Annotated in this window: 10 protein-coding genes; 6 read left to right on the top strand and 4 right to left on the bottom strand. The window is 40.6% G+C overall.

Features of this window, described 5'->3' with window-relative positions; all coding sequences use genetic code 11:
- Window positions 1-164 precede the first annotated feature (164 nt).
- The 5 genes from rpsG to rimI all read left to right on the top strand — a co-directional run bounded on the left by rpsG (window position 165) and on the right by rimI (window position 5,838).
- On the top strand, window positions 165-635 hold the full coding sequence (gene rpsG, locus AC1M9E_RS10885; RefSeq protein WP_004648014.1) for a 30S ribosomal protein S7: 471 nt from the start codon (window positions 165-167) through the stop codon (window positions 633-635).
- A gap of 131 nt (window positions 636-766) precedes the next feature.
- Complete coding sequence (gene fusA, locus AC1M9E_RS10880) at window positions 767-2,902, top strand: elongation factor G (RefSeq protein WP_035268315.1); 2,136 nt, start codon at window positions 767-769, stop codon at window positions 2,900-2,902.
- Between the two features lie 92 nt (window positions 2,903-2,994).
- Window positions 2,995-4,185, top strand: a complete 1,191-nt coding sequence (gene tuf, locus AC1M9E_RS10875) for an elongation factor Tu (protein ID WP_481592547.1) — start codon at window positions 2,995-2,997, stop codon at window positions 4,183-4,185.
- A gap of 208 nt (window positions 4,186-4,393) precedes the next feature.
- A complete protein-coding gene (locus tag AC1M9E_RS10870) occupies window positions 4,394-5,275 on the top strand; it encodes a metal-dependent hydrolase (protein ID WP_035267371.1) in 882 nt (293 codons plus the stop codon).
- Window positions 5,276-5,379: 104 nt separating this feature from the next.
- Window positions 5,380-5,838, top strand: coding sequence for a ribosomal protein S18-alanine N-acetyltransferase (gene rimI / locus AC1M9E_RS10865; RefSeq protein WP_481591951.1), 459 nt, complete (start codon window positions 5,380-5,382; stop codon window positions 5,836-5,838).
- A 14-nt stretch (window positions 5,839-5,852) separates the two neighbouring features.
- On the opposite strand, the gene AC1M9E_RS10860 is transcribed toward rimI, so the two are convergent.
- The 3 genes from AC1M9E_RS10860 to trxB all read right to left on the bottom strand — a co-directional run bounded on the left by AC1M9E_RS10860 (window position 5,853) and on the right by trxB (window position 8,480).
- Entirely contained in the window at window positions 5,853-6,668 is an 816-nt protein-coding gene (locus AC1M9E_RS10860; RefSeq protein WP_481591894.1) for an arginyltransferase, read from the bottom strand.
- Window positions 6,669-6,685: 17 nt separating this feature from the next.
- Window positions 6,686-7,417 (bottom strand): leucyl/phenylalanyl-tRNA--protein transferase, encoded by a 732-nt coding sequence (aat, locus tag AC1M9E_RS10855; protein ID WP_481587889.1) that lies wholly within the window; start codon window positions 7,415-7,417, stop codon window positions 6,686-6,688.
- Window positions 7,418-7,532: 115 nt separating this feature from the next.
- Window positions 7,533-8,480 (bottom strand): thioredoxin-disulfide reductase, encoded by a 948-nt coding sequence (gene trxB / locus AC1M9E_RS10850; RefSeq protein ID WP_035267378.1) that lies wholly within the window; start codon window positions 8,478-8,480, stop codon window positions 7,533-7,535.
- A 261-nt stretch (window positions 8,481-8,741) separates the two neighbouring features.
- Between trxB and AC1M9E_RS10845 the strand changes: the two genes are divergently transcribed.
- On the top strand, window positions 8,742-11,894 hold the full coding sequence (locus AC1M9E_RS10845; RefSeq protein WP_481953860.1) for a DNA translocase FtsK 4TM domain-containing protein: 3,153 nt from the start codon (window positions 8,742-8,744) through the stop codon (window positions 11,892-11,894).
- A gap of 45 nt (window positions 11,895-11,939) precedes the next feature.
- Here the strand turns inward: AC1M9E_RS10845 and AC1M9E_RS10840 are convergent, their stop codons facing one another.
- Window positions 11,940-12,809 (bottom strand): helix-turn-helix transcriptional regulator, encoded by an 870-nt coding sequence (locus tag AC1M9E_RS10840; RefSeq protein ID WP_035267383.1) that lies wholly within the window; start codon window positions 12,807-12,809, stop codon window positions 11,940-11,942.
- Window positions 12,810-13,110: the final 301 nt, after the last annotated feature.

Raw genomic sequence — 13,110 nt, 5'->3', positions numbered from 1 at the left:
TCTTAAACGTATAGAACTGCAATCCTTTATCGTCTCGCTTGTCTGATTTCTGCATTTAATTTTGTGAAATTCAAGCGACGTGTAGTAAGGCCAGCGAATAGTACATGACACTTTGTACTGCTGCTGGATAAACCTGAAGTGTCATATTTATAGGTAGTATTAAAATGCCAAGACGTCGCGTAGTCGCTGCTCGTGAAATCCTTCCGGATCCTAAGTTCGGCAGCCAAACAATCGCTAAGTTCATGAACCACGTAATGCAAGATGGTAAAAAATCTATTGCTGAAAGTATCGTTTACGGTGCTTTAGACCGCGTTCAAGAAAAATCTAAAGTAGACCCAGTTGAATTTTTCGAGACTACTCTTGAAAAAGTTCGTCCTATGGTCGAAGTAAAAGCACGCCGTGTTGGTGGTGCTACATACCAAGTTCCTATGGAAGTACGCCCATCCCGTCGTACTGCTTTAGCGATGCGTTGGTTAGTAGATGCTGCTGCTAAGCGTTCTGAAAAAACTATGGCGTTACGCCTTGCTGGTGAGTTGCTTGACGCAGCTGAAGGTAAAGGTTCAGCGATCAAGAAACGTGAAGATGTGCATCGTATGGCTGAAGCCAACAAAGCCTTCTCTCACTACCGTTTCTAAGCGGATAAAACAGCCCCTATTCAGGAGGGTGGTAAGTCGGGTTTCACTGATTTGTCATCGAATCGCTTTAAGCTGCTCAGCAGCTTAAAGCGTCCTGTTTTAAACAACAAAATTTAGGAATGCAAGAAATCATGGCTCGTCAAACCCCAATTTCTCGTTACCGTAACATTGGTATCTCAGCACACATTGATGCTGGTAAAACAACGACTTCTGAACGTATTTTGTTCTACACAGGTGAGAGCCACAAACTAGGTGAAACTCACGAAGGTTCAGCAACAACTGACTGGATGGAACAAGAGCAAGAACGTGGTATTACTATTACTTCAGCAGCAGTAACTTGCTTCTGGAAAGGTATGGGTAACCAGTTCGAACAACACCGTATTAACGTAATTGACACACCGGGACACGTTGACTTCACGATCGAAGTTGAGCGTTCTATGCGTGTTCTTGACGGCGCGTGCATGGTTTACTGTGCTGTAGGTGGTGTACAACCTCAGTCAGAAACTGTATGGCGTCAAGCAAATAAATATAAAGTACCTCGTATTGCGTTCGTTAACAAAATGGACCGTACTGGTGCAAACTTCTTCCGTGCTGTTGAACAAGTGAAAACACGTCTTGGTGGTAATCCAGTGCCAATCGTGATTCCTGTTGGCGCAGAAGAAAACTTCCAAGGTGTAGTAGACCTTATCGAAATGAAAGCGATTATCTGGGATGAAGCATCTCAAGGTATGAAGTTTGAATACGGTGAAATTCCTGCTGACCTTGTTGAGCTTGCTCAAGAATGGCGTACGAACATGGTTGAAGCTGCTGCAGAAGCATCAGAAGAACTCATGGATAAGTACCTAGAAGAAGGTGATTTGACTAAAGAAGAAATCATCGGTGGTCTTCGTGCACGTACATTGTTGAATGAAATTCAACCAATGCTTTGTGGTTCAGCATTCAAAAACAAAGGTGTTCAACGTATGTTGGATGCTGTTATTGAATTCTTACCAGCACCTACTGACGTTGAAGCAATTAAAGGTATCTTAGACGACAAAGATGAGACAGAAGGTTCTCGTGAAGCGTCTGATGAAGCACCGTTTGCTGCGCTTGCGTTCAAAATTATGAACGACAAATTCGTTGGTAACTTGACATTCGTTCGTGTTTACTCAGGTGTTCTAAAAGCTGGTAGTGCAGTTTATAACCCTGTTAAATCTAAACGTGAACGTGTTGGCCGTATTGTACAGATGCACGCTAATGACCGTCATGACATCGAAGAAATTCGTGCGGGCGATATCGCGGCATGTGTAGGTCTTAAAGATACGACTACAGGTGATACACTTTGTGATGAAAACAACGTGATCACATTGGAGCGTATGGAATTCCCAGAGCCAGTAATTGCACTTGCAGTTGAACCTAAAACTAAAGCTGACCAAGAAAAAATGTCAGTTGCTTTGGGTCGCTTGGCGAAAGAAGATCCATCATTCCGCGTTCGTACTGATGAAGAATCTGGTCAGACTATTATTGCTGGTATGGGTGAGCTTCACCTTGACATCATCGTTGACCGTATGAAGCGTGAATTCGGTGTTGAAGCGAACATTGGTAAACCAATGGTTGCTTACCGCGAAACGATTAAAAAATCTGTTGAGCAAGAAGGTAAGTTTGTTCGTCAAACTGGTGGTAAAGGTAAATTCGGTCACGTATATGTACGTTTAGAGCCAATGGATCCTGAAGCTGGTAAAGACTACGAGTTCGCTGAAGAAGTTGTTGGTGGTGTTGTACCTAAAGAATTCTTTGGTGCTGTAGACAAAGGTATTCAAGAACGTATGAAGAATGGTGTCCTAGCTGGTTACCCAGTTGTTGGCATCAAAGCGACATTGTTCGATGGTTCTTACCATGATGTCGACTCTGACGAATTATCGTTCAAAATGGCGGGTTCTTACGCATTCCGTGATGGTTTCATGAAAGCAGATCCTGTTCTTCTTGAACCTATCATGAAAGTTGAAGTAGAAACTCCAGAAGACTACATGGGCGATATCATGGGTGACTTAAACCGTCGTCGTGGTATGGTTCAAGGTATGGACGATTTACCTGGCGGTACTAAAGCAATCCGTGCTGAAGTTCCACTTTCTGAGATGTTCGGTTACGCAACACACATGCGTTCTATGTCTCAAGGTCGTGCGACTTACTCTATGGAATTTGCTAAATATGCTGAAACTCCACGTAACGTGGCTGAAGGCATCATTGCTAAGTTCCAAGCTGGTGGTAAAAAAGGTGACGACGAGTAATCTTTCGATTACTATAAGCCCAACTAATTCATAGTTTAAAACCAAGTGCTCATGGAGTGATCCTCCATGAGTAGTTTAAAAAGGAAGATCTCATGGCTAAGGCTAAGTTTGAACGTAATAAGCCACACGTTAACGTGGGCACAATCGGTCACGTTGACCATGGTAAAACAACTTTAACTGCTGCTATCGCAACTGTATGTGCGAAGAAATTCGGTGGTGAAGCTAAAGACTACGCTGCAATCGACTCTGCACCAGAAGAAAAAGCACGTGGTATTACAATTAATACATCACACGTAGAATACGATTCTCCAACTCGTCACTACGCTCACGTAGACTGCCCGGGCCACGCCGATTATGTTAAAAACATGATTACTGGTGCTGCTCAAATGGACGGCGCGATCCTTGTATGTGCTGCGACTGATGGTCCAATGCCACAAACTCGTGAACACATCCTTCTTTCTCGCCAAGTAGGTGTTCCATACATCGTTGTATTCTTAAACAAATGTGACCTTGTAGACGACGAAGAGCTTCTTGAGCTGGTTGAAATGGAAGTTCGTGAACTTCTTTCTACTTATGACTTCCCAGGTGATGACACTCCAGTTATCCGTGGTTCTGCTCTTGCTGCACTTAACGGTGAAGCTGGTCAGTTCGGTGAAGATGCAGTTGTTGCTCTTGTTGAAGCGCTTGACACTTACATCCCAGAGCCAGAGCGTGCTATTGATAAAGCATTCTTAATGCCAATCGAAGACGTATTCTCGATTTCTGGTCGTGGTACAGTAGTAACTGGCCGTGTAGAAGCTGGTATCGTGAAAGTAGGCGAAGAAGTTGAAATCGTAGGTATCAAAGACACAGTTAAAACGACAGTAACTGGCGTTGAAATGTTCCGTAAACTTCTAGACGAAGGTCGTGCGGGCGAGAACTGTGGTATCTTATTACGTGGTACTAAGCGTGAAGACGTACAACGTGGTCAAGTACTTTCTAAACCAGGTGCGATCAAGCCACACACTAAATTCGATGCAGAAGTATACGTACTTTCTAAAGAAGAAGGTGGTCGTCACACTCCATTCCTTAACGGTTACCGTCCACAGTTCTACTTCCGTACAACTGACGTAACTGGCGCGATTCAATTGCAAGAAGGCGTTGAAATGGTTATGCCTGGTGACAACGTAGAAATGTCAGTAGAATTAATCCACCCAATCGCAATGGACCCAGGTCTACGTTTTGCGATCCGTGAAGGTGGTCGTACAGTTGGTGCTGGTGTTGTTGCTAAAGTAACTGCATAAGTATTGATTGTGTGAAAGAAACGCCCCTTTGGGGCGTTTTTTTTATGGAATCTATAAAATTGTTAGACAATAAGAGTTGTAAGCTGTCCTTAACTGATAATGATGTGACCTATAAGGCATTTATCATAAAAATAATAAATCACTAAGATGAAGTAATGAAAAGAATCATAAAACTAGATTTGGATAGATCCCGAATAGGAGTCCAGCAATGAATGCTAAAGTAAATATTACAAATCGTGCCGGTGCATCATTTCCAGTACGTCGTATGCAATTTGATTTTGATCACGTACCAGAATATTGGATGAATGGTTCAGCAGGATTAACTCATTTCATGACAGCGTTATCTGCATTATTTCCTGCAGGTGAAAAATTCTTTATCGATTCAGTCCGTGCAGTTCGCCAACATCCAGCCATTAAAGATAATGAAGATCTCCAAAAAGAGATTTCAGCATTTATTGGTCAGGAAGCAATGCATACACATGAGCATGCTGGCTTTAATGCATCAGCACAAAAATTTGGTCATGATGTTGCTGCACTTGAAAAAGCCACAGATACGGTCATTCAAACTTTTCGTAAGTCAGCTAGCACCGTTATGAAACCATTTGGTATTTCACAAGAAATGATCGATCTGATGGGAACGACTGCGCTAGAACATTTTACAGCAACCATTGCCTCAGAATTATTGCGTAACGAACATATTCAAGCATTAATGACTGATGAAACAATGGCGACGATGTGGGCTTGGCATGCCATTGAAGAAAATGAGCATAAGGCTGTCGCATATGATGTATTTGAAGGTGTGTTCGGTAAAGGAATCAAATCTTATCTTGCTCGAACATCTTCTTTAGTGGCAGCAATGGTTGTGCTATTCATGGTGCAGACTTATTTTGTAGCGCGTTTATTGAAAGACGATAAACAGTTAAATATTGCATCTTTGAAAGATATTTATACCTATGGATATAGTCCATCTAAAGGCATTATTTCTGGTATGGGTAAGGAAATGTTGGCTTATTTTAAACCAGGCTTCCATCCGAATGATTTGGATACCGTGGGTTTATTGGCAACATGGAAAGCAAAACTCGGTTTTTAAGTATTTACTTTTGTGCATTCGGGCAGCGTAAGCTGCCTTTTTTTATTTCATTTATTTTCGAACTTTCTATAATGTACTAACTTAAAAAATGCAATGTAATGATTATGATTCGACCGATGCTGACATCAGATGTTGAGGTGGTATATGAAATTGAAAGTTTGGGGCAGACGCATCCTTGGACAAAAAAACAATTTTCAGAAGCGGTTGATTCATATCAATCCACAGTGATTGAATACCAGAATCGTGTTGTTGGTTTCTGTATTTTACAGCCTGTATTGGATGAAGCAAATTTGCTGTTGATGGCAGTTCATCCGAAAATGCGTGGAAAAGGGTTGGGATATCAATTGCTTGAAGCTTCAATGGCTCAACTCAATAATGATCCCGTACAAATCTTTTTAGAGGTCCGAGAAAGTAATAAGGCTGCGATTGCACTATATGAGAAATCCGGATTTCATCAAATTGATATGCGTAAAAACTATTATCCAACATTAGATGGTGGAAAAGAGCATGCCATCATTATGGTAAAGGCATGCAGTGATAATTTTGCAGATTTATTCAAGTGACAAAATTCAATACCCTACTTTACAATAAAGTTATTCCATTCAGAGGGAAGTGTCGTCATCAGCATATGACCTAATTGATCGATTTCTTCGTTGCTGAGCATTTTATTAACACGTCGCCATTGACCATCCAGTAATAATTCAAAAGGCGCATATTGGGACTTATAGTTCATTTTGAATGAATGGGGTACCCAATATCCTAAATATACAAACTCTTGATTGTGCTGCTTTACATATTCAATTTGCTTAAGGACTGCAAAAACACCTAAAGAACGTTTGGATTCATCTGGATCAAAAAATGTATAGACGGCGGATATTCCATCATCTAATACATCGCAGGTTGAGACACAAATGAGTCGATCATCTTTCCAAAGTTCTATAAAGAAACTATTGCTACAACTGTGAATCAAAAACTTCTCGAATTGATCATAGCTAGGGGGGAACATATCTCCATCTGAATGACGCTCATTGATGTAACGTTCATAGAGTTGATAGTGTAAATCAGTAGCATCTTGAGTTTGGGTTATTCTAACTTCTAAGTCTTGATTACGTTTCCAAGCTTTCTTTTGTTGACTGTTCATTTTAAAAGCATCAACAGGTACACGACATGAAAGGCATTGTCGACACAAATGACATTCAGGTCGATAGACAAAATCTCCGCTTCTTCGAAATCCTACACGAGACAATTCTGATAAAGTTACAACGTCGATTTTATGAGCAGGATCTAAAAAGACCATCCGTGCTGATTTCTCGGGAAGATAACTGCAGTCATGCGGTGGTGTAATGTAATACTGCAATTCATTTAATAGGGACTGGGGTTGATAAGAATTCATATTGTCCCTCCTATTTCTCAATCCATGAGTCGTTGATCAAATGCTATTGTTTTACTTGAAAATACACCGTCTTTATACTTTTGCCAATCAATCTGAGGCTGTTTTATCACATCTTGTAACGAATTAAGGTAGTCTTGGCGAGAAATTGTGCAAGCACCTAAGCTCATGAGATGATCATTCACCAATTGACAGTCAACCCAGGGTGCCTGGTTTTCAAGGCTGATCAACATGAGGGTATAAAAAGCCATTTTTGAAACATCAGTCTCTCGACTAAACATGGATTCACCAAAAATACCCTGACCTATAGAGACACCATACAGCCCGCCGACAATCGAATTTTCTCTGCGTACTTCGACACTATATGCATAGCCTGACTCAAATAATGAACAGTAACCCTGAATGATATCTTCATTAATCCATGTTTCATTGGCATAACTTCGTGGTAATGAGCAAGAACGTATCACATGTTCAAAATCACGGTTAATGGTAATCGTATAATCATGTTTTTTCATGTTACGAATGAGTGATTTACTTGGATGGTATGACGAAGGGTAGATAATGCAGCGAGGTTCTGGACTCCACCAGCAGATCGGCTCACCTTCGGAAAACCAAGGAAATAAACCATGTGTATAAGCTTCAAATAATGTAGAAGGGGAGAGGTCAGCACCTATACAGATTAGTCCTTGCCCTTCGGGATCGGATTCAATTGGATTAGGGAAAATAAATTCAGAAGGAGGGAGCATAGGGATTAAGTTCTAAAAATAATAATGAAAAACCGAAGATAAAAATGTTTAAAATGATTATGCCAAGTTGAAAGAATAAAAAAACCACCCGAAGGTGGTTTTTTGGGTTTTTAAATAAATATTAGTTGTCTAAATATTTCTCAGCGTCTAAAGCAGCCATACAACCTGAACCTGCTGATGTAATTGCTTGGCGGTAGATATTGTCTGCAACATCACCTGCAGCAAATACGCCTTCAACAGAAGTCGCAGTTGCATTACCACGTGTACCACTTTGAACTTGGATATAACCATCACGTAGTTCAAGCTGACCTTCAAACATTGCAGTATTAGGTTTGTGGCCTATAGCGACGAACAATCCAGTCACTTCAACGTTTTGAGTTGTAGTATCAGTTGTAGATTTCAAACGAACACTAGTAACGCCATCTTGAGGGTTACCAAGTACTTCTTCAACTTCATGGTTCCAGATGATGCTGATTTTCCCTTCTTTCTCTTTTGCAAAAAGATGATCTTGAAGGATTTTTTCAGAACGTAATTTATCGCGACGATGTACAAGTGTTACATGTGAAGCAATGTTTGATAAATAAAGCGCTTCTTCAACCGCAGTGTTACCACCACCGACAACCATGACTTTTTGATTTTTATAGAAGAAACCATCACAAGTTGCACATGCACTCACACCTTGACCCATATAAGCAGCTTCGGATTCTAATCCTAAGTATTGAGCCGTAGCGCCTGTTGCAATGATCAAAGCATCACACGTGTATTCTTCCATATCACCTTTTAAAACGAATGGACGTACATTTAAGTCAACTTCGTTAATGTGATCGTAAACCAATTCAGTACCAAAACGTTCTGCGTGAGCTTGCATACGCTCCATTAAAGCAGGACCTGTTAAGCCTTCAGGATCACCTGGCCAGTTATCAACTTCTGTAGTTGTGGTGAGCTGACCACCCAATTGCATACCTGCGATTAAAGTTGGTTTTAAATTTGCTCGTGCAGCATATACAGCTGCGCTATAACCCGCAGGACCAGAACCTAAAATAATCAATCTTGAGTGACGAGCGCTCATGTATAAGCATCCTTTTAATTTGATATATCGACTTGCTGAAAATTATACGTGAAACTTCACCACAGTTGTGTGGAATGAATGTGGATTATATTGATCAACTAAATCGAATTGAGCTATATAGTTAAAAGTGTTAACAAGGAAACCTTAGAAAGCTGCACCTTTTTTTAATGAACAGGTGCATAATAGTAAGTTTTCTATAATGAAGAAATTGTTCCATTTCAACATTAGAACATTAATGAATAATCGTTTACAGGACAGTATATGACTGCGGTGTCGAGTGTATATGCACAGCGCTTAGTTTTAACATTCTTCTTAATATCATTTGGTATTTATCTGTTTTTAGCAACAGTGACTTATACGCCATTTGATCCGGGTTGGATGCATATTTCGAGTGATACTCAACAAGTTTCAAATGCAAGTGGTGTCGCAGGTGCTTGGATTGCAGATCTCTTATTTGGATTTCTGGGCTGGGCAAGTTTACTGATCCCAATTTATTTATTCATTGAAGCGATTCAAGTGTGGTGGCCAAGAAGTTTTTTGAGTCGTCCATTTCGTTTTGCTGCTCAATTTTTCATTCTACTTACCGTCGCGAGTTTGTTTTATTTACTTTGGTCAGTGCCTGCAGATACGCTTGCTAACGCTTCAGGTGGAATCATTGGTTACGAATTGGGTGAGAGTTTAAAACAGGTTTTGACGATTTATGGCGCCGTTTTTTTTCTGATCGTACTCAGCATCGTTCTAATCACACTGGCTTTTGGTATTCAGTGGAACAAGACATGGTCTACTTTGAAGGCGACACCCGCTTATTTGCAAGATTTATTCTATAAAAATGTACCTGAGACTGAATCAGCTTATGATTTGACGACTCAGCCAAAAGCGAAAAAAGAAATTGAACCTCCTGTAAAAGATTCAGCTCCAGTCCCTCATCAAGCTGAGCTCAATGATGTCAGTCATTTAGAAGAAAAAGATCAATTACAAGCGCGTCATGAACGTACTGCTGAAAAACTATTTGAAGATATGCGTTTCCAAGAGTCTCAACAAAATCATCGTTTTGATGAAGATGATGAGGCTGAGCTCGAGCGTACCATCGCGAAAGCGCATGAGTTAGAGCGTGAGAGTCAACGTATTGTTCCAACGGGTGAAGTTTGGAAAGCCTTGCATAGCGATGAAGATCATAAAAGAGAAATTGATGAGCTTTTGCGCGCAGCAGAGGAGGATCAGCTTGATCAACGTACTTCAGAAATTAATGAATTAAGTAAAAACGTTCGAGTAGAGCAGCGCTCAACTGTTCAAGATACTGCTTTGGACTGGAATGATGATCAAATCTTTGATGAATTACTTGAAGTTGTTCCACAAGGACAGCACGCCAAAGATATTCATACTCCTTTTCATCATCAAACAAATCCTTCAGGTCAATCTGCTGATGATCAAAATACAGCATCCCTAATCCAAAATACCTCAGCTATTGGTGCAAGTGCTGTATACGCAAGTCAATCGAGCGCAGCGGCGGAAGCGATCACTAAAGCAGATCTGTTAGCTTCTGAGCTTGATGGTCTTGCATCACTTGCGGATGAAGCAGAAGCTTTGTCTAATCCAGAGGTCAAGCGTCCAAATTTGGTGACGCCAAATATTAAATTTATGACTTCACCTAAGTCAGATACAGTCGCAGAATATGAATCAGAGCAAGACACTATTGCCCCATCACCACAAAACATTGTTGAGCAAGAGGGATCATCAATTCCTGTTACTAAAGTGAGTGATGAGGAAAAACAACGTATATCTTCAGATAAAGATGCTTTTAGAGAAGCTTGGCAAGAAACGGTAGGTAAGCCTGAAGTTGAAGAGGATGAGTTTGATTTCGATGCGCCATTAACAGATGCTGCTGGTCGTCCAATGTCTCGTGCAATGCAAGTTGCTGAGCGCCGTAAAGATTTATCACCACTTCCTGGTTTGGATTTACTTGATGAAGTAGACCCAAACAAAAAAGTAAACTTCACTGCAGAACAATTATCAAGATTATCAGAACTGTTAGAAATTAAATTACAAGAATTTAATGTCAAAGCGAAAGTGATTGAAGCTCAACCGGGTCCAGTCGTGACCAGATTTGAACTGGATCTTGCGCCTGGTGTGAAAGCCTCGAAAGTAACTAATATTTCTCGTGACTTAGCACGATCAATGTCGATGGCATCAGTACGTGTTGTTGAGGTGATCCCTGGAAAACCTTACATTGGCATTGAAGTTCCGAATAGTACACGTGAGATGGTGCGCCTGATTGAATTGGTACAAATTCCAAAATTTAAGGATCCAGATGGAATCTTATCCATGGCCATGGGTAAAGACATTTCTGGTAACCCAGTCATTACTGAGTTGGGCAAGGCACCACATATGTTGGTTGCGGGTACCACAGGTTCAGGTAAATCTGTTGCTGTAAACTCGATGATTCTATCGATGCTTTTAAAATATACGCCAGATCAATTGCGCCTTATTTTGATTGATCCTAAACAACTTGAATTGGCGAACTATAACGATATTCCGCATTTACTCACGCCTGTTGTGACTGACATGAAAGATGCAGTCAGTGCTTTAAATTGGTGTGTGAATGAGATGGAGCGTCGTTATAAGCTGATGTCGTTCTTAAAAATACGTAAATTGAGTGACTATAACCGTAAAGTTGAAGAAGCAATTGCCAATGGTGAAGATCTATTTGATCCAACTTGGAAAGCCAGTGAGTCAGTTGCTGGAGAACGTGCACCTAGACTTACACCATTGCCTTCGATTGTGATTGTTGCAGATGAATTCGCAGATATGATCATGCAGGTGGGTAAGAAAGCGGAAGAAATGATCACTCGTTTAGCTCAAAAATCACGTGCTGCTGGCATTCATTTATTACTTGCGACACAGCGTCCATCCGTCGATGTAATCACGGGCTTAATTAAGGCGAATATACCGACGCGTGTTGCGCTACGTGTAAACTCTAAAATTGACTCGCGTACGATTTTGGATGCGGGTGGTGCAGAAGATTTGCTTGGACATGGTGATATGCTGTTCTTAGGACCAGGTAAAATTGAGCCTGAGCGTGTGCATGGTGCATTTATTGCCGATGACGAAGTGAACCGTATTTGTGATGCATGGCGTGAGCGTGGTGCACCAAACTATGTGGATGAAATTCTCACTCCATTTGATGAAGAGCCAGCATCACGTGGCTTTGAGGATGGTGATGGTGCTTCTGACCGTGACGCACTTTATGATCAATGTGTTGCTTTTGTTTTAGAAACCCGCAAAGCATCCACTTCATCTTTACAGCGTAAGTTTAGTCTGGGTTATAATCGTGCCGCACGTATTATTGACCAAATGGAAGAAAACGGTATCGTGAGTGCAATGGGCGCAAATGGTAAACGTGAAATTTTAGTTTAACGAAGACTGACTCAGAAAAAGCAACCATAGGTTGCTTTTTTTTATTTAACTCAAAAAAGTGTTGTTTTTGGGGGTAGTCCATTGGCTGGCAAATGTGATCAGTTCACTCACAGAGTGAACATTCAAGCTTTGATAAACTGACTTGACACAATCTTTAAATACCGCAGGGCTAATGGATAATTTTTGTAAAATTTCACTTTTATTCATGCCTGTAATTAACGAAAAAGCCACTTGGCATTCTCGGGGGGATAGATCAAGTGCTTCTAGTTTTTTTAAAATAATGAGGGAGCGTGGTAATGAGCGCTTTAAGTATAAGGCGATATTTGTATCGGTTGTATTTTGACTACTTAACCATTCAGCACGAAGGGTTAATATTCCATTAGGAATGGTCAAACTAAGCTTGGGGATTTGTTGCCCATATTTAAGCTCATTGATGACTTGATAGCATGATTTTGGCAACGCTTTATATGGTTCCCAAAATTCATAATGTATCGGGAAGAGATTCAGTAAATCCTTTGCAGCATCAGTCATCATGACTAAATCATTTTGAGAATTCACGATTAACAACGCTTGATCTGATTCAATTACATCGTCGCCATCCTCCATTTGATTGTTAAGCGCATATTCGATATAGACACCAGCTTGTTCTAATAAACGATGATCTTGTAATTGGAAGGGGTGTGACATACGCCTATAGAGGGTAATACCTCCTGCAGGAATATGATTGCGTTCTAATCTTAAATCTAGTGTATGGTGAAGACCGCTTTGGCGCACAATCATCTGGTAGGTTAAGCTATGAAAATACGGATCATCTGGGCGTAAAAGATTTCCGACTTTGGGTAACATAGGGCAGTTGAGCCAGCGGATATGGCTTTCGGTTTTTAAGTTTAAGAATAATTCAGTATTTTCTTGCACATACCTCATCGACCGAGGGTTAAGATTTTTGTAATACAGTATATAAGGTTCACCATTTGGATAGGTCAGTGCCATACCGTAGGCATCATGTGGAATCAAAAAATTCAAATAGTCAAAAATACTGGGCGCAATGGTAAGGAGCGGAAGTTGAGTACAGCAAAGATTTCTCAGGCGATGGAGGGTGCCGAGCCTTGTTCGATCACTTTTACGAAAACTTATTGAATTCATCTTCGATTGAACTGTTTTGATTATAACAAATTCAAATTATAGATTTTTTTAAAAAAATTGAGATAAAAAAGTA

The sequence above is a fragment of the Acinetobacter sp. 24-47-47 genome, assembly GCF_057737035.1.
The sequence above is the reverse complement of the archived record's forward strand: the minus strand, read 5'-3'. Positions and strand labels throughout refer to the sequence as shown.